The organism is Mycolicibacterium neworleansense (assembly GCF_001245615.1).
Lineage (GTDB): Bacteria > Actinomycetota > Actinomycetes > Mycobacteriales > Mycobacteriaceae > Mycobacterium > Mycobacterium neworleansense.
This window is the reverse complement of the sequence record NZ_CWKH01000001.1, coordinates 679,919-697,048: the sequence shown is the minus strand read 5'-3', so window position 1 is coordinate 697,048 and position 17,130 is coordinate 679,919. Positions and strand designations below refer to the sequence as shown.

The 17,130-nt window shown below is 69.5% G+C and carries 14 protein-coding genes; 1 reads left to right on the top strand and 13 read right to left on the bottom strand.

Features of this window, described 5'->3' with window-relative positions; genetic code table 11:
- Window positions 1-33: 33 nt before the first annotated feature.
- The 13 genes from BN2156_RS03235 to BN2156_RS03175 all read right to left on the bottom strand — a co-directional run bounded on the left by BN2156_RS03235 (window position 34) and on the right by BN2156_RS03175 (window position 16,286).
- A complete protein-coding gene (locus BN2156_RS03235) occupies window positions 34-987 on the bottom strand; it encodes a cell division protein FtsQ/DivIB (RefSeq protein WP_090510158.1) in 954 nt (317 codons plus the stop codon).
- Window positions 984-2,444 carry a UDP-N-acetylmuramate--L-alanine ligase gene (gene murC / locus BN2156_RS03230; RefSeq protein WP_090510156.1) on the bottom strand — a complete coding sequence of 487 codons (1,461 nt, stop codon included), beginning with the start codon at window positions 2,442-2,444 and terminating at the stop codon, window positions 984-986. Before murC ends, BN2156_RS03235 begins: the two co-directional genes overlap by 4 nt.
- Entirely contained in the window at window positions 2,441-3,631 is a 1,191-nt protein-coding gene (murG, locus tag BN2156_RS03225; protein ID WP_090510154.1) for an undecaprenyldiphospho-muramoylpentapeptide beta-N-acetylglucosaminyltransferase, read from the bottom strand. Before murG ends, murC begins: the two co-directional genes overlap by 4 nt.
- Window positions 3,628-5,256 (bottom strand): putative lipid II flippase FtsW, encoded by a 1,629-nt coding sequence (gene ftsW, locus BN2156_RS03220; RefSeq protein WP_090510152.1) that lies wholly within the window; start codon window positions 5,254-5,256, stop codon window positions 3,628-3,630. The genes murG and ftsW overlap by 4 nt, the downstream gene beginning before the upstream one ends.
- A 5-nt stretch (window positions 5,257-5,261) precedes the next feature.
- Window positions 5,262-6,755: a UDP-N-acetylmuramoyl-L-alanine--D-glutamate ligase gene (gene murD / locus BN2156_RS03215; RefSeq protein WP_090515406.1), complete on the bottom strand. Its 1,494-nt coding sequence runs from the start codon at window positions 6,753-6,755 to the stop codon at window positions 5,262-5,264.
- The gene (gene mraY, locus BN2156_RS03210) at window positions 6,755-7,834 is read right to left on the bottom strand and encodes a phospho-N-acetylmuramoyl-pentapeptide-transferase (RefSeq protein ID WP_090510149.1); all 1,080 of its coding nucleotides are present in this window, start codon (window positions 7,832-7,834) and stop codon (window positions 6,755-6,757) included. The genes murD and mraY overlap by 1 nt, the downstream gene beginning before the upstream one ends.
- Window positions 7,831-9,309 carry a UDP-N-acetylmuramoyl-tripeptide--D-alanyl-D-alanine ligase gene (locus BN2156_RS03205; protein WP_090510146.1) on the bottom strand — a complete coding sequence of 493 codons (1,479 nt, stop codon included), beginning with the start codon at window positions 9,307-9,309 and terminating at the stop codon, window positions 7,831-7,833. Before BN2156_RS03205 ends, mraY begins: the two co-directional genes overlap by 4 nt.
- Window positions 9,306-10,847, bottom strand: coding sequence for a UDP-N-acetylmuramoyl-L-alanyl-D-glutamate--2,6-diaminopimelate ligase (locus tag BN2156_RS03200; RefSeq protein ID WP_090510143.1), 1,542 nt, complete (start codon window positions 10,845-10,847; stop codon window positions 9,306-9,308). The genes BN2156_RS03205 and BN2156_RS03200 overlap by 4 nt, the downstream gene beginning before the upstream one ends.
- A 52-nt stretch (window positions 10,848-10,899) precedes the next feature.
- Window positions 10,900-12,825 carry a peptidoglycan D,D-transpeptidase FtsI family protein gene (locus BN2156_RS03195; protein WP_159402814.1) on the bottom strand — a complete coding sequence of 642 codons (1,926 nt, stop codon included), beginning with the start codon at window positions 12,823-12,825 and terminating at the stop codon, window positions 10,900-10,902.
- Window positions 12,822-13,916: a cell division protein FtsL gene (locus tag BN2156_RS03190; RefSeq protein ID WP_235625197.1), complete on the bottom strand. Its 1,095-nt coding sequence runs from the start codon at window positions 13,914-13,916 to the stop codon at window positions 12,822-12,824. Before BN2156_RS03190 ends, BN2156_RS03195 begins: the two co-directional genes overlap by 4 nt.
- Window positions 13,913-15,085 carry a 16S rRNA (cytosine(1402)-N(4))-methyltransferase RsmH gene (rsmH, locus tag BN2156_RS03185; protein ID WP_235625196.1) on the bottom strand — a complete coding sequence of 391 codons (1,173 nt, stop codon included), beginning with the start codon at window positions 15,083-15,085 and terminating at the stop codon, window positions 13,913-13,915. The genes BN2156_RS03190 and rsmH overlap by 4 nt, the downstream gene beginning before the upstream one ends.
- The gene (mraZ, locus tag BN2156_RS03180; protein WP_090510136.1) at window positions 15,060-15,491 is read right to left on the bottom strand and encodes a division/cell wall cluster transcriptional repressor MraZ; all 432 of its coding nucleotides are present in this window, start codon (window positions 15,489-15,491) and stop codon (window positions 15,060-15,062) included. Before mraZ ends, rsmH begins: the two co-directional genes overlap by 26 nt.
- 396 nt (window positions 15,492-15,887) lie before the next feature.
- Window positions 15,888-16,286: an SCO2097 family morphological protein gene (locus tag BN2156_RS03175; protein WP_090510133.1), complete on the bottom strand. Its 399-nt coding sequence runs from the start codon at window positions 16,284-16,286 to the stop codon at window positions 15,888-15,890.
- 228 nt (window positions 16,287-16,514) lie between these two features.
- On the opposite strand from BN2156_RS03175, the gene BN2156_RS03170 reads away from it, so the two are divergent.
- Window positions 16,515-17,129, top strand: a complete 615-nt coding sequence (locus BN2156_RS03170; protein ID WP_162490725.1) for a GNAT family N-acetyltransferase — start codon at window positions 16,515-16,517, stop codon at window positions 17,127-17,129.
- The last annotated feature ends 1 nt before the right edge of the window (window position 17,130 follow it).

The window sequence follows — 17,130 nt, the reverse complement described above, 5'->3', positions numbered from 1 at the left end:
GCCGACGCGTCGCGCGGCAATTTCGGACCGGATCTACTTGACGGTAGGCAGATCCGGACTGGACACGTCGTAGGTACGACCCGGCTGGGTCAGCAGCGCCGCCAGTTTCAGCGCCTTCTCCTCGGTCCGGTCGTTGGTCCCCCACACCACCACCCGGCCGTCGGCCAGCGTCAGCGCGATCGAGGCCACCGACGGTGCGGCGATCCGGCCCACCTGTGCGACGACGTCCGGCGGCAGGGCCAACATCACCTCGAGCGCGGCCTTGGTGGCCGGATCGGCCGGGCCCGGATTCTCGGCGTCCAGGTACGGCAGCGTCGGCGGTGGCGGCTCGGTGGCGAAATCCACCCCATCGCGGTCGAACAGATGCGGGCCGTCGGGATAGTCCTTGACCACCACCGGCACCCGCTCGACGACCGTGATCCGAAGCGTCGAGGGATACTCCCGCTGAACGCGCGCCGTGGCGATACGCCGGATCGTGGCCACCCGCTCGGCGACCGCGTCCGTGTTGACCTGCAGCAGCGGGGTGCCCGGCACCACCGCAGCGGCGGCCAGCACCTGCTCCTGCGGCACCGCGGCCGCACCGCTGACCGCCACATTGCGCACCGACATCACCGGCGTGAAATACAGAACCAGACCCAACGCCACCGCGACAACGCTGGCCAGCGCAGACCACAAGAGCACCTTCAGGCTGCGAATAGTGCTGCGGGCCACAGTGTTCGGGGCATCTGCGGACTGCCCGACCACCCGGCGCTTCGCTTCGCGCCGAGCCTGTTCGATCGCCACCGCCCGGTCCCGCGCGATCCGGCGTTCCTCACGTTCACGGCGGGCGCGGCGACGCGGGCCCTCGTAATCGGCGGCTGCCGCCGCGGGCACATCGGACCCTGCCGCGGGCGGCACATCGGTCGCGGGTGACTCAGTCGCTGCGGAACCGGCCTCGCCGGGAACTTCGGCCCCGCCCTCGGGACCCTCAGCACCCGTCTCGGTCACGGCGCACCCGTCGAAGGACGGCCCGGGGTCGTGCGATTCTCCTTGATACCGAGCTCGGTGATGATCTCCTTGCCCAGCATGGTCACGTCACCGGCGCCCATGGTGACGACGACATCACCCGGCCGTGCGTCAGCCGCCACCAGCGCCGCCACGGCGGAGAAATCGGGCACGTACGTCACCGGAACCGTCACGGCGTCCGCGACCGTCGCACCGCTGATCCCAGGTAGCGGCTGTTCCCGCGCGGCGTACACGTCAAGCACGAAGACCTGGTCGGCGATGCTGAGCGCCTTTCCGAACTCTTCTGCGAAATCTGCTGTGCGGGAATACAAATGGGGCTGGAACACCACGATGGACCGGCCACCGGACTCCTTGGCCAACGCGCGTACAGCGGTCAGTGCCGCGGTGACCTTCGTAGGGTGATGGGCATAGTCGTCGAATACCCGGACGCCGGCTGTGGTACCCACCAACTCGAACCGGCGCCGCACGCCCTCGAATCCTGCCAACGCATCGAGCACGTCGTCTGGATCCGCGCCGGCCTGGACCGCCGCGAGCAGTGCCGCCACGGCGTTGAGTGCCATGTGACGGCCCGGCACCGAAAGCCGCATAGTCCGTGGCTGACTCTCCGCCGCCAACTGCACCGTCGCGACCGCGGTGGTGCCTCGCTGCTGCCAGTCCAGCAGTGCGGCCGCCAGATCCGGGCGATCACCGCTGCCGTAGCGGAGCACCCGGATTCCCCGTGCGGCAGTCCGTTCGGCGAAAGCCGCTGCGCCCGGATCATCGACGCACACCACCACCACGCCACCTGGGCGCAGACGCTCCATGAACGCGTCGAATACATCGACGTAAGCCTGCTCGGTCCCGAAGAAATCGAGGTGGTCGGCTTCGATGTTGGTGACGACCGCGATATCGGGTCGGTACTCCACCAGTGACCCGTCACTCTCGTCGGCCTCGGCGACGAAGTAGGCGCCGCTGCCGTGATGCGCGTTGGTACCGGGCTCGCCGAGGTCACCACCAACAGCGAACGACGGGTCGAAACCGCTGTGCTGCAAGGCCACGATGAGCATCGATGTCGTCGTCGTCTTGCCGGCAGTACCCGTCACCATCAACGTGGTATCGCCGACCATCAGCTTGGCGAGCACCGCGGGGCGCAGGATCACCGGGATGCCGCGGCGCCGGGCCTCGACAAGCTCCGGGTTGGTCTTGGGGATCGCGGCGTGGGTGGTGACGACGGCGGTCGGCCCACCCGGCAGCAGATCCAGCGACGACGCGTCGTGCCCGATCCGGATCTCGGCACCGCGGGCCCGTAGCGCCACCACGCCACGGGACTCCTTGGCGTCCGAGCCCGACACCAGGCCGCCGCGGTCCAGCAGGATCCGGGCCACGCCCGACATCCCGGCTCCCCCGATCCCGACCATGTGCACCCGCTGAAGCTCAGGCGGAAGTGAATTACCGTTCACTGCAGCTTCTTTCGTCGGTCGCGGGCAACGTCGAGGGCGACCTGCGCCACCCGCCTGGCGGCATCGGGGTGACCCGACAACGAGGCGGCGGCCGTCATCGCCGCCAACCGCGCGTCGTCGGTCATCAGGCGTGCCACCGTATCGGCCACGAATTCACCGGTGAGCTGGGCATCGTCGACGACCATGCCGCCGCCGGCCGACACCACCGGAAGCGCGTTGAGCCGCTGCTCACCGTTGCCGATCGGCAGCGGGACGTACACCGCGGGCAGGCCGACGGCGGTCACCTCGGCAACCGTCATCGCCCCGGAACGGCAGATCGCCAGATCCGCTGCGGCATAGGCCAGGTCCATCCGGTCCAGATACGGCACCGCGACATACGGCGGTGCGCCCGCCGCGGCCGGCGGCAAGTCCAGGGTGTTCTTCGGCCCGTGCGCATGCAGAACCGAAACACCGGCAGCAGCAAGGGCTTCGGCAGCCGAGGCCACCGCGCGGTTGATCGACTGTGCCCCCTGCGAACCGCCGAACACCAGCAGCACCTTGGCGTCGGGGGCGAAGCCGAAGAAGGCCCTGGCCTCGGCCCGCAAGGCGGCGCGGTCCAACGACGTGATCGCCGCGCGCACCGGCACTCCGACCACCTCGACCTTGCGCAGCCCAGGCTCGGGTACCGCCGAGAGCACGCGTCGCGCCGATACCGCACCGACCCGGTTGGCAAGGCCGGCGCTGGCGTTGGCCTCGTGCACCACCACCGGGACGGCGCGCCGACGCCCGCGCAGGCCGAAACCGCCGCGGGCGGCAAGGTAGGCGGGCAACGCGACGTAGCCGCCGAACCCGATCACCACATCGGCCTCGACGCCGGCCAGGACGGAACGGGTCTGGCGAATCGCGGTACGCACCCGCAGCGGCAACCGCACCAGGTCCCCCGACGGCTTGCGCGGAAGCGGCACCGGGGTGATCAGTTCCAGGTCGTAGCCACGCTGCGGCACCAGCCGGGTCTCCAGCCCCCGCGCGGTTCCCAGCGCGGTGATGCGCACGTGCGGATCGAGTTCGCGCAGCGCGTCCGCCACCGCCATGGCCGGCTCGACGTGGCCCGCCGTGCCGCCACCGGCGAGAACGACGGATATCCCCCGGTCACTGCGTTCCTGCCCCCGAGGACCAGTTACCCCGCGGTCCGTCTTACCCTCGCTCACCCGTAACGCTGACCTTCCAAAGTCCGGGCCCGTTGACCCTGTTTCCGCTGGCCTGCAGGATATCGGACCGAAGACCTAGCACCCCCGGCCGGCTGCTGGCCGGTAGCGCGCCCCGACCGGCGTACCGGCCGGTCCGCGCTGTGCGGCGCACGACGGGCGGCCCGGGCCGGTTTGGCGCCGGACTGCTTGGCCCTGGACTGCTTACCGGCCTGCTTGGCGGCGGGTTTCGCACCGGCCTTGCCGCTGGGCTTGCCGACGCCGCGCGACGGTGTCTTGCGGCGGTCGTGCAGCCGGTTGCGGGCCACCTCCAGCCGGGTCGGGACGTACGGCTCGGGCAGCGGCAGCCGCAGCAGCCGGTTCATCCGGTCGTCACGCCCGGCCCGCAGCGCCGCCACCGCCTCCGGTTCGTGCCGGGCCGCGTTGGTGATCAGCCCCATCATCAGTAGCGTTGTGGCCTGCGAGGATCCACCGGCCGAGATCAGCGGCAGCTGCAGGCCAGTGACCGGAAGCAGCCCCACCACGTAGCCCACGTTGATGAACATCTGGCCCACCACCCACAGTGTGGTGGTCGCCGCCAGCAGTCGCAGGAACGGATCGGCCGAACGCCGCGCGATGCGCATACCGGTGTAGGCGAACAACCCGAACAGCGCCAGCAGGCCCACGGCTCCGACGAAGCCCAACTCCTCGCCGATGATCGCGAAGATGAAGTCGTTGTGCGCGTTGGGCAGGTAGTTCCACTTGGCGGTGCCCTGGCCCAGCCCGTCACCGAAGATGCCGCCGTTGGCCAGGGCGAACCGGGCCTGCCTGGACTGGTAGCCGATCCCCTGCGAGTCGGCCGCCGGATCGAGCCAGGACTGCACCCGGTCGGAGCGGTAGCCCGCGGACAGGGCCAGCACCCCGGCCGCCAGGACCGCGGCGGCCAGTGAGGACAGGAACACGCGCAGCGGGAGGCCCGCGTACCAGAGCAGGCCGAGCAGGATGATGCTCAGCGAGACGGTCTGACCGAGGTCGGGCTGGGCGACGATCAACGCCAGCGCGATCACCGCGGCGGGCACCAGCGGGATGAGCATCTCGCGCAGGGAGGCCCGTTCCATGCGCCGTGCCGCCAGTAGGTGCGCGCCCCAGATGGCGAAGGCGATCTTGGCCAGCTCCGAGGGCTGCATCGAGAACCCGGCGACGACGAACCAGCCGCGGGAACCGTTGGCCACCTTGCCGATTCCGGGGATGAGCACCAGGATCAGCAGCACGATCGTGAAGGCGAATCCGGGGAACGCCAGCCGGCGCAGGGTCCGCACCGATATCCGCAGGGCCAGGTAGAAGGCGATCAGTCCGACGACGGTCCACATCACCTGGCGGCCGAACACGGCCCACGGCGATCCGTCGAAGTCGTAGGAGTACACCCCCGACGCCGAGAGGACCATGATCAGGCCCAGCGTCGTGAGCAACGCGGTGACGGCGATGATCAGGTGGAACGATGTCATCGGCCGGCCCAGCCAGGCGCCGAACCGGGTCCGCGGCGCGGCGGCTGTCGACGGGGCGGCCTCTGCGGACCCGTCCCCGGATGCGGCGGTGTCGCCGGTTACGTCATCGCCACCGCGACGCAACCGGGCCAGGATGCTGGCCACCTCGCCTACCCGATCGCGGCGCGGACGGCGCCGGCGAACGCATCGCCACGCTGGCCGTAGCCGCTGAACTGATCGAAGGACGCGCCTGCCGGGGCCAGCAACACGGTGTCGCCCGACGCGGCGAGGCCGCGGGCGACATCGACGACCGCCGTCATGACCGCGTCAGAGACCGGTCGGTCCCCGACTTCGATCACACGAGTCACATGATCACCAATAGACTCATTTGTCTCAAGCACCCCAGAATCCTCCCCCGTCACAACCGCGACGACGGGGACATCCGGGGCGTGTCGCGATAACGCATCGGCAACCATCTGCCGATCCCGCCCGATCAGCACGACCGCGACCAGCCGATTCGCCACCTGGCGCACCAGCTCATCGACCGAAGCGCCCTTCAGCAAGCCCCCGGCGATCCAGACCACCCGATCGAACGCGGTGATCGAGGCTTGCGCGGCATGCGGGTTGGTGGCCTTGGAATCGTCGACATAGCGCACGCCATCGGCCTCCCCGACCAGCTCGGCGCGGTGCCTGCCGACCTGGAACGACGCCAACGCGGCCGCGATCGACTCAGGGGCCACCCCCACGGCCCGGGCCAGTGCCGCAGCCGCCAGCGCGTCGAGCACACCGACGGGCCCGGCCACACTGATCGTCGCGGCATCAGCCAACTCGACATCGGCGCCGAAAGCACGGTCGACGAGCTTGCCGGCGCGGACACCGAGCTCTCCGGCGGCCGGTTCGCCCAGCCGAAATCCCACCCGAACCCCAGCCCCAGCGGTGGGCAGCAGGCCCGCCGCCACCGGATCGTCGAGACCCACCACCGCCACCCGGCCGGCCAGCGCCCTGGCCTTGTCGGCGGCGTAGGCGGCCATCGAACCGTGCCAGTCCAGATGGTCCTCGGCGACGTTGAGCACCACGCCCGCATCCGGGCGCAGCGAGGGTGCCCAATGCAACTGGAAGCTCGACAGCTCGACCGCCAGCAACTCCGCGGACTGATCGAGGACCGCCAGCACCGGGTCACCGATGTTGCCGCACAACAGGCTTCGGCGCCCATCGGCCAAAAGCATCTCGTGCAGCATCGAGGTGGTGGTGGTCTTGCCGTTGGTACCGGTGACCACCAGCCAGCGGCGGGGCGGCCCATAGCGGCCCGCCGCATCCAGCCGCCAGGCCAGCTCCACATCCCCCCAGATCGGCACGCCGGCCTCGGCCGCGGCGGCCAGGACAGGAGCCGTCGGCGGGAATCCCGGGCTCGTGATCACCAGCGCGTAGTCGGCGATGCCGGAGATGGCCCCGGCCGGATCGATCACAGCGGTGCCCTGCTCGGCATAGGCCTGCAGCGCGTCGGCACGGTCGTCGCACAGCGTCGCAGCCACGCCGAGGGGCGCCAGGGCCGCCAGCACGGCCCGTCCGGTCACCCCCGCGCCTGCCACCAGCACCGGGGCACCGGGGGTCAGCAGCGAGAGATCGTCGCCGCCGCCGCGCCCGCCGGATGGGCCCGCCACCATCAGGCCCCGACTGCGGTGAGCCACTCGCTGTAGAACAAGGCCACACCCAGACCACAGGCGATCGCCGTCAGCAGCCAGAACCGGATGATGACCGTCGTCTCGGCCCAACCCACCAGCTCGAAATGATGATGGAAGGGAGCCATCCGGAAGACCCGCCGGCCCGTGGTGCGGAACGCCAGGATCTGCACCACCACCGAGGTCACCTCGGCCACGAACAGTGCGCCCAGGACAACGGCGAGGATCTCGGTGCGGCTCGTCACCGACAACCCGGCGATGATGCCACCGAGGGCCAGTGAGCCGGTGTCACCCATGAAGATCTTGGCCGGCGCGGCATTCCACCACAGGAAACCGATACACGCGCCCGCCGTCGCGGCCGCCACGATGGCCAGGTCCAGTGGGTCGCGGACGTTGTAGCAGCCCAGACCCGGTGCCGTGGCACAGGCATTGCGGTACTGCCAGAACGTGATCAGGACATAGGCCGCGCTCACCATCGCCATCGCGCCGGCCGCCAGCCCGTCCAGGCCGTCGGTGAAGTTCACGGCATTGGACCAGGCGCTGACAACCACCACGCAGAACAGCACGAAAACCCACGACGCCAGCGTCACCGTGGCGATCTCGCGGACATAGGACAGTTCGGGGCTGCCCGGGGTGAGCCCGTCCCCGTTGCGGAACTGCAGCGCCAGCACACCGAACAACACCGCCGCGGTCAGCTGGCCGACGGTCTTGGCGGTCTTGTTCAGGCCCAGATTGCGCGACCGGCGGAGCTTGATCAGGTCATCGACGAATCCGACCAGGCCGAGCATCGTGGCCAGGCCCAACACCAACAGACCCGATGCCGAGGGGCCCTCACCGCCGAGTGCGACCCCGACCAGATGGGTGCCCAGGTAGCCGGCCCAGATCCCGGCCACGATCGCCACACCACCCATCGACGGGGTGCCACGCTTCTTGGCGTGGCTGGCCGGGCCGTCCTCACGGATCTCATGGCCGAGGCCACGTTTGGTGAACAGCCGGATCAACGCGGGGGTCAGCAGAATGGAAACCGTCAGCGCGATTCCGACGGCGATCAGGATCAGTTTCATCGGTCGGCATTCCGATCTTGTCCGGCAACCAGCGCATCGGCCAGGGCGCCCAGCCCCACCGAGTTGGATGCCTTCACCAGCACCACGTCCCCCGGCTGCAGCTCAGCCTGCAACAGGGCCAGTGCGGCATCGGCGTCGTCGACCATCGTGGACTCAGATCCCCACGAACCCTCCATCACCGCGCCATGGTGCATGGCGTTCATAGCCCTCCCGGTTCCGACGACGATTAACCGAGACACATCTAAGCGCACCGCGAACCGTCCGATGGCGTCGTGCTCGGTTATCGCGTCGTCACCGAGTTCGGCCATCTCGCCCAACACGGCCCAGCTGCGGCGCTTTCCACCCTGGTCAAATGCGGGTTCACCAGGATTCTGCCGGGCCATCCAGGCCAGCGCCTTCAGCCCGGCGCGCATCGAATCCGGGTTCGCGTTGTAGGCGTCGTTGATCACCGTCACACCGTCGGCGCGGGACGCGACCTGCATCCGGTGCCGCGAGACCGGGCCGGCTCCCGCCAGCGCGGCGGCCACCTGATCCAGGCCGGCCCCGCACTCCAGCGCGACCGCCGCGGCACACAGCGCATTGCCCACCTGATGATCGCCGTGCACCGCAAGCGCCACCGCGGCCTCATCGCCGGCCGCGTGCAGAGTGAACCGCGGGCGGGCCAGATCATCGAGGGCGACCGGGCCGGCCCACACGTCGACCTCGGAACCGGGCTCACGCGACACGCGCACCACCCGGGCCGCGGTCTTGCCGGCCATCGCCGCCACCGCGGTGTCGTCGACATTGAGGATCACCACCCCCGAGGCCGGAACAGCTTGCGGCAACTCGGCTTTGGTATTCGCGATGGCCTCGCGAGAACCGAACTCGCCGAGATGGGCGGTGCCCACGTTGAGCACCACGGCGATCTGCGGCGGAGCGATCGCGGCCAGGGCGGCGATATTGCCCGGATGCCGGGCCGACATCTCCAGGATCAGGTAATCGGTGTCCGGCGTGGCGCGCAACACCGTCCAGGGATGACCCAGCTCGTTGTTGAACGACCCCGGTGGCGCGATCACCTGGCCGAGCGGCTCCAGCACCGCGGCCAGCAGATCCTTCGTCGAGGTCTTCCCCGACGATCCGGTCACCCCGATGATCGTCAGCCCACCGGTCACCAGTTCGGCGGCCACCGCCGCCGCCAACTTCGCCAGCGCGGCCAGCACCGCCGCACCGGACCCGTCGGTGTCGAATTCCAAAGCGCCAGAAGCAGCGTCGGCCGCCCCCGGTTCGGGCGTGACGATGATTGCGGGCACGCCCACGAAGTCGTGGCCGTCGGAGCGCGCACCGGGCAGGGCCAGGAACAGTCCGCCCGGGCCGATCGCGCGAGAGTCGAACTCGACAGTGCCGGTGACGCGGGTGGCGGCGGCCTCTTCGGCCGTGATGCCGGCCAACTCACCACCGACGATCTCAGCGATCCTGGCGATGGTCATCTCGATCACGTGCCCGACTCCCCTGACTTGAGTGCCTCCAACGCCGCTGCCAACTCGTCCCGGTCGTCGAACGGCCGGGTGCGGCCGCCACCGGTCTGCCCGCTCTCGTGCCCCTTCCCGGCGATCAGCACGATGTCGCCGGGCCCGGCCCAGGCCACCGCATGGTCGATCGCCGCGCGCCGGTCGGCGACCTCCACGACTTCGGCGCGTCCGGACGCTTCTGCCGCGCCGGCCACGATCGCCGCCCGGATCAGTGCGGGATCCTCGTCGCGTGGGTTGTCATCGGTGATGACGACGAGATCGGCCAGTTCGGCCGCGACCCGCCCCATCGGCGCGCGCTTACCCGTATCCCGGTTGCCCCCGGCCCCGAAAACCACTGCGATGCGACGCGGGCCCGATCCGCGCAGCGTTTCCAGCACCGCCTGCAAGGCACCGGGCTTGTGCGCATAGTCGACCAGCGCCAGGAACGGCTGCCCGCGGTCGATCGGCTGCAGCCGACCCGGCACGGTGGCCGTACGCAGTCCCGGGGCGGCCTGCTCGGGCGACACCCCGGCCCCGTCCAGCAGCGCGACCGCCAGCGCGGCGTTGGCGATGTTGTAGCCGCCGGTCAGCCCGATCCGCAGCTCGTGGGGCACTCCGGCCGCGTCGACGAGGGTGAATTCCTGGGATCCGGCGCCGACCGCCGTGACATTGCGTGCCTGCCAGTCGGCCGGGGCGCCGGTGGCGCTGACCGTCGTCACCTTCGCGGCCCGGCGGGCCATCGCGGCCCCCGCTTCGTCATCGACGCAGACCACCGCGGCCGCGGCGTGGTTGGGCGACGCGGGATCGAAGAGGCGGGCCTTGGCCTCGAAGTAGTCCTCCATCGTCGGATGGAAATCCAGGTGGTCGCGCGACAGGTTGGTGAACCCGCCCAGCGCGAAACCGATCCCGTCGACACGGCCGAGTGTGAGCGCGTGGCTCGACACCTCCATCACCACGGTGTCGACGCCGCTTTCGACCATCAGGGCCAGCAGCGCCTGCAGATCGGGCGCCTCGGGCGTGGTCAACGCACTCGGCAGATCGCGACCGGCGATGCGCACCCCCACCGTGCCGATCAGTCCGGCCACCCGGCCCGCCGCCCGCAACCCTGCCTCGACCAGATACGTCGTGGTGGTCTTACCCGAGGTGCCGGTCACCCCGATGACGGTCAGCCGCTCGGAGGGACGCCCGTACACCTCGGCCGCCACCGCACCGAGCACCGAACGCGGGTCGGGGTGAACCAGGACCGGAACATCCAGGCCACTCAGTTCAGTGGCGCCTGCCGCGTCGGTGAGCACCGCCACCGCACCCGCGCCGACCGCCTCGGCCGCATAGCGCGCGCCGTGCACCGCCGAACCCGGGAGCGCGGCGAACAGGTCCCCCTGCCGGGCATCCTGGCCGCGCAGGGTCACCCCGGTCACCCGGAGTTCCGGCAGCGGATTTCCGGTGGCAGATACCGCTTGGACCTGTTCGGCGAGCGGCACGAGGTATTGGCCGGCGGGACGGCTGGGACGCAGCTTCATGGCCATGCCACAGTACCCATCTGCGGTCCGCCGACCGCACCACCCACGGTGATCGCGGTCAGGTCGCCTGCAGGGTCAGGCGAGGCCCCGGATCGGCCGACAACGGAACGTTGTGACGTTGCAGCAGCCACGAGGCGATGTTGTGGAACAGCGGCGCCGCCGAGGATCCCGGTGACCCGTCCGCAGCCCGGTGCGGTGCGTCCATCATGATGCCGACGACGTAGCGCGGGTCATCCGCGGGCGCCATGCCGGCGAAGGTGATCCAGTAGACATCGTCGTAGTAGCAGCCGCATGCCGGATTGATCTGCTGGGCGGTGCCGGTCTTGCCGGCGATCTGGTAGCCCTCCACCGCGGCCTGCGGGCCGGTGCCCTGCTGCGCACCCATCGGGTCGCGCTGCACGATGGCACGGAACATGTTGCGCACCGTGCGGGCCGTCTCCGGCGACACCACCCGGACCCCTTCTGGCCGCGGCTCATCGGTCCGGCTGCCGTCCGGCGCGATGGTGGACTTGATGATCCGCGGCGGCATGCGCACGCCGTCGTTGGCGATGGTCTGGTACATGCCGGCCATCTGCAGCAGCGTCATCGAAAGGCCCTGTCCGATAGGCAGGTTGGAGAACGAGCTGCCCGACCACTGATCGATGGGCGGCACCAGCCCCGAGCTCTCACCGGGCAGGCCCACCCCGGTGCGCTGACCGAGCCCGAACTGACGGACCATGTCGTAGAAACGATCCGGACCGACCCGCTGGGCCAGCATCAGGGTGCCGACGTTCGACGACTTCCCGAATACACCGGTCATCGTGTACGGCATCACACCGTGGTTCCACGCGTCGCGGACCGTGACGCCGCCCATGTCGATCGAGCCGGGGACCTGCAGCACCTCGTCCGGGTTGGCCAGTCCGTACTCGATCGCGGCGGAGGCCGTGATGATCTTGTTCACCGAACCCGGCTCGAACGGCGAGGACACCGGCAGGTTGCCCATCTGCCGGTTCTCCTGCCGGCCGAGGTCCTGACTCGGGTCGAACGTGTTGTCGTTCGACATCGCCAGCACCTCACCGGTTTTCGCGTCGAGCACCACCGCCGAGACGTTCTTGGCACCCGAGGCGTCCTTAGCCTGCTGCACCTGCTGCTGAACGTAGTACTGGATGTCGTCGTCGAGGGTCAGCTGGACCGTGGACCCGTTGACCGCGTCGTGCCGGTTGCGGTAGCTGTTGGGGATCACCACGCCGTCCGAACCGCGGTCGTAGGTGACCGATCCGTCGGAGCCGGCCAACACCGCGTCCAGCGAATCCTCAAGCCCCAGCAGACCGTGGCCGTCCCAGTCGATCCCGCCGACGATGTTGGCCGCCAGGGACCCACCCGGATACTGCCGCAGATCCTGCCGCTCGGCACCGACCTCGGGGAATTTGTCGGTGATCGCGCCGGCGATCGCCGGATCGACCGCGCGCGCCAGATAGACGAAAGTCTCGTTGCTCCGCAGCTTCTTGAGAACGGTCTTGGCATCGGGCCGGTTGTCCAGCCGGGTGGCGATGTCCTTGGCGATCTCGGTCAGCCGAGTATCCGGATCGGGCGCCTCACTGGACTTGGCCTTCGCCTCGGCAAGTTGCTTGCGGACCCGGACCGGCTGGAACGTCAGCGCCTTGGCCTCGATGGTGAACGCCAGCTTGTCGTCGTTGCGGTCGACGATGCTGCCCCGCATGGCCGGGGTCACGTCGGTCACCTTGAGCTGACTGGCCGCCTCCGCACGCAGTCCGGCCGCCCTTGGTACCTGAAGGGTGAACAGCTGCACCGCCGCAATCACCAGAACCGACAGCATGACCAGGTTGCCGACACGATGCCGGAACACGAAAGACGAGCTGTGTAACCCGGTTTCGGCAGCAACGCGGGTACGTCGAATGCCGGCCTCATGCCCTTGCCCCGGCGCGGCCTTCTTGGCCCGCTTTGGCTTCGGCGACTGACCCTGGCGGCCCGGGCGGCGGCTCATGCCGCCGGAGCCGGGACGTTGACGGCAACGGCAGGGACATGTGCCGTCGGAGCCGTGGGCCGACTGAACTGTTCCAGCGGAGTTACCGGGCCTGGCGCGACCGGAGCCGGAGCGGGAGCCACGGGTTCCGGCTGAGCCGGCTGCGCTTGTGCCGCCGGACCGGGCGCGGTCGGCACACCGGGCACATGCATCGGCGCGGCCAGTGGTTGCGCCGGGTCAACGGCCGGCGCAGGTGCCGCGAGCGCGTCCGGAGTGACCGGCGGCGCCGCCGGTAGGGGCCCGGGCGCCGGTGCCACCGCACCCGGCAAGCCGTGCGTCGCGTCGGGAAGCGGAAGTCCAGGTGCCGCAGGGGAACCCGCGCGTGGCGTCCGCACCGTCAGCTCACGCGGATCGAGGACCCGCGGCGCCGGAGGCGCGGGCGGGGGCGGCGGGGCCTCTTCGGGCAGAGGCGTGTTCAGCGGAGGCGGCGGCACACCTTCGGCGGGCTTGGGAGTGCCGACGACGGTCCAGTTACCGGTCGCGTCCTGCACCAGATGGGCGGTGTCGCGCGACGGGATCATCCCGAGGTTGCGGGCCGCCTCGGCCAGGGCCGGAGCGGCCTGCGCCTCGAGCACATCCCGTTCCAGCGCTTCCTTCTGCTGCATCAGGCCTTCGTTGACCTGTCGCGCGTGACCCAGCTGGTAGGACCGCTCGGCTGACCTGGTGGACAACCAGAGGGTCAGCGCGAGGCCGATGCCCAGTGCGCCTATCACGAGTACGACGAACGGCACCCGGGAGATCAGAACCCGCGGATCGAGCTCGATCGACGCGAGCCGGACCAGAAGCCGCTCCCGCAGCCGGACGCGCAGCGGCGGGCGGACGACCTTGGGGGCCTTGGCCTTACGCGCCTTCGCCCGGGCCTTGGCCTGACTGGCGGTCTTGGGCCGGGCCGGCCGGGTGCCCGGTCGCTGAATCGGTCCGGTACCCGGTGCGGTACCCTGGCCGGCAGGCGTGTCATTGGCCTCGGTGCGCCGGCCGCCGCCTCGCGCGGGTTGACGCACGGGACGCCTGCGGTCTGCCTCGCGCAACTGTTCGGGTCGCTTGGCCTTCATGAGTTGCCCCCTTCCCCAACCTTTTCCAGTGCCCGCAGCCGCACCGGAGCGCTACGCGGATTGCGATCGATCTCAGCTTGGCGGGCCTTCTCGGCACCGCGGGTCAGCGTGACGAATTCCGGTTCATGCCCGGGCAACTCGATGGGCAGGCCGGGCGGGGTCCGCGATGCGGTGGCCGCGGCGAACGCCTGCTTGACGATCCGGTCTTCGAGCGACTGATAGGACATCACCACGATCCGCCCACCGTCGACCAATGCCGCCAGCGCCGCGGGCAGCGCAGCGCGCAGCGAATCCAGTTCGCCGTTGACCGCGACCCGCAGCGCCTGGAATGTGCGCTTGCCCGGATGCCCGCCGGTGCGCCGTGCCGGTGCCGGGATCGCCTCGTAGAGCAGCTCGACCAACTCACCGGTGGTGGAAAACGGTTGCTGCGCACGTCGTTTGACGACCTTGTCGGCGATTCGGCCGGCGAAACGCTCCTCACCGAAATCACGCAGGATCCGGGCGATCGACTTGGCGTCGTAGGTGTTGAGGATGTCCGCGGCGGTCAGCGGAGCGTCGGGGTCCATCCGCATGTCCAGCGGTGCGTCCGCGGAGTAGGAGAAGCCGCGCTCGGTCTGGTCGAGCTGCATCGAGGACACGCCGAGGTCGAACAGCACGCCGTCGATCTGGCGGAAGCCGGATTCGGCGATCGCCCCGGCGATTCCGTCATAGCGGGTGCGTACAAACCGCATCCGGTCACCGAACGGCGCCAGCCGGGCACCGGCGATGCCGAGGGCGTTGGGGTCACGGTCCAGGCCGATGACCTGCAGACCGGGAAAGTCGGTCAGAAAGCGTTCGGAATGGCCGCCCGCGCCGAGGGTGGCGTCCACGAGGACCGCGCCCGTCCCATCGTCGTGCCTGCGGGTGAGTGCGGGGGCCAGCAGCTCGACGCAGCGATCGAGCAGAACCGGGATGTGACCGTGGGAGTCTGAGTGATCTGGGGAATCGGGCACCGCTGAAACACCTCCGCTCGGAATGGCCCCTGCACCGGGGTCTCTGTCCGAATTCACGGACCTGGCGTTGGGGAAGTACGCCAGGGCCAATTCGGGCAGAGGCCTCGTTGCACGGGCTAGGTCCAGGCCAGCCGCCGGTCGATGGGCCGCATCAGAGGATGTCGCGCAGGGCTTCATCGGTGGCCGCGGAGAAGTTTTCTTCGTGGTTCTGCTGGTACTCCTGCCAGGCTTCGGCGTCCCAGATCTCCAGGTAGTCGACCGATCCGATCACCACGCACTCCTTGGACAGGCTTGCGTAGCGACGGTGATCCGCCGACAGGGTGATCCGGCCCTGCGCATCGGGATGCTGCTCGTCGGTGGCGGCCGCCAGGTTGCGCAGAAACGCCCGGGCCTCGGGGTTCCTGCGCGATGCGTCGGCAGCACGCCGGGCGACCTTTTCGAACTCGTCCCGCGGATACACGGCGAGGCTGTGATCTTGGCCCTTGGTGACCATCAACCCTCCTGCCAGTGCGTCGCGGAACTTGGCGGGCAGCGTGAGCCGCCCCTTGTCGTCGAGCTTGGGCGTGTAGGTACCCAGAAACATCTGGACACCTCCCGCCACCCGGATCGGATCCCGAGTCGCTTCGCCTTCTGCCCTCCGAACGGGGCTCCGATTTCCCCGTCGACCGCCACTTTACCCCACGATCCCCCACTTTGCTCCATTTAGTCGCTCAAGTTGGGGGCTTCTCCCCACCCAGACCCCCCAAATCGACCCACATCCCGCCACCACACGGCGCCGCAGCGCACCCAGAAAGCGAAAAACCGCAGGTAGGGACCTGCGGCGAGAAGGTGGGGAATTGTGGGGCGAAAATCCCTGAGAATCCGCCGGGCTCCCCCACACCGCCCCACGCGCCTGCGCGGGCGGTCTGACCGGCGTGTCGCTGGGCGACAAAAAAGGGGGCAGCCCGTTACGGGCTACCCCCTGAAACCGTTGGCCGGCTCAGTCGTCGAAGCGGCGGCGGAATCGGTCTTCCATCCGGGTCGTGAACGACCCACCACGCTGACGACGCTGACGCGGTGCGTTACCGGAACCCTGTGCCGCACGGTCGCGGCCGGTGATGCGCGGGCCGGTGATGGCGAACACCACGCCGCCGAACATCACCACGAAACCCACCACAGACAGGATCGGGAAACCACCGATCATGGTGGCCTTCACAGCCACACCGACGACCAGCAGTGCCAAGCCCACCACGAAAAGCAGCGCGCCCTGCAGCCTGCGCCGCGCAGAGGGCGCACGCAAGGTCCCGCCGCGCACGCTCGAGGCGAACTTGGGATCCTCGGCATAGAGCGCGCTCTCGATCTGATCGAGCATGCGCTGCTCATGATCGGAGAGTGGCATTCGTCCCTCCTTGCCGACGCCGCCGTCGCTTTTCAAAATTTCACATGCCCGCAATCACGGGCACCTAAGCCTAATGATACGAGGTCGATCCGAGCCGTACCACCTTGTTCACTGTCGATTGTAGGTCGTTCCGAGATCGCCCGGGTCGATGGGACCGACGGTCTCGCAACCGGATAATGCTGAAGATAATGAGTTCGGCACAGACCGGGCAGGCGAAAGGCGAAAGCATTGGCGACGTATCTCATCGATCTGTCGCCGGACGACATGAAGCGCCGGCTGCCCGAGGCGCTGCGCGTGTACGTCGACGCCATGCGCTACCCGCGCGGAACCGAGGAACAACGCGCCGCACTGTGGCTCGAACACACCCGGCGCGCAGGGTGGAAATGCGTGGCCGCCGTCGAGGTGGCCGACCCGGTGGCCGGCACCGGATCCGACGCCCGCCCTCCCACTGCCGAGCTGCTCGACGCGCCGTTGCAGGGAATCGCCTACGGCTACAGCGGGGCACCCGACCAGTGGTGGCAACAGCAGGTCGTCTCCGGCCTGCAGCGGATGGGTGCCAGCCCCGGACAGATCGCCGACCTGATGGCCAGCTACTTCGAGCTCACGGAGCTGCACATCGAGCCCCGTGCCCAGGGACACGGTCTCGGTGAGGCCCTGACCAGGCGACTGTTGTCCACCCGCGACGAATCTCACGTGTTGCTGTCGACCCCGGAGATCAACGGAGAGGCCAACCGGGCCTGGCGGCTCTACCGGCGGCTCGGCTTCACCGACGTGATCCGCGGGTACCACTTCGCCGGCGACCCCCGGCCCTTCGCCATCCTCGGTCGCCCACTGCCGCTGTGAC

Bases quoted from the DNA above. Each gene is read 5' to 3' on its own strand.
- murD (WP_090515406.1), bottom strand. From the start codon at position 6,755: ATGGTGGCGGGCCCATCCGGCGGGCGCGGCGGCGGCGACGATCTCTCG.
- mraY (WP_090510149.1), bottom strand. From the start codon at position 7,834: ATGAAACTGATCCTGATCGCCGTCGGAATCGCGCTGACGGTTTCCATT.
- BN2156_RS03200 (WP_090510143.1), bottom strand. From the start codon at position 10,847: ATGGCCATGAAGCTGCGTCCCAGCCGTCCCGCCGGCCAATACCTCGTG.
- BN2156_RS03195 (WP_159402814.1), bottom strand. From the start codon at position 12,825: ATGAGCCGCCGCCCGGGCCGCCAGGGTCAGTCGCCGAAGCCAAAGCGG.
- BN2156_RS03190 (WP_235625197.1), bottom strand. From the start codon at position 13,916: ATGAAGGCCAAGCGACCCGAACAGTTGCGCGAGGCAGACCGCAGGCGT.
- rsmH (WP_235625196.1), bottom strand. From the start codon at position 15,085: ATGAAGCCCTGCGCGACATCCTCTGATGCGGCCCATCGACCGGCGGCT.
- mraZ (WP_090510136.1), bottom strand. From the start codon at position 15,491: ATGTTTCTGGGTACCTACACGCCCAAGCTCGACGACAAGGGGCGGCTC.
- BN2156_RS03175 (WP_090510133.1), bottom strand. From the start codon at position 16,286: ATGCCACTCTCCGATCATGAGCAGCGCATGCTCGATCAGATCGAGAGC.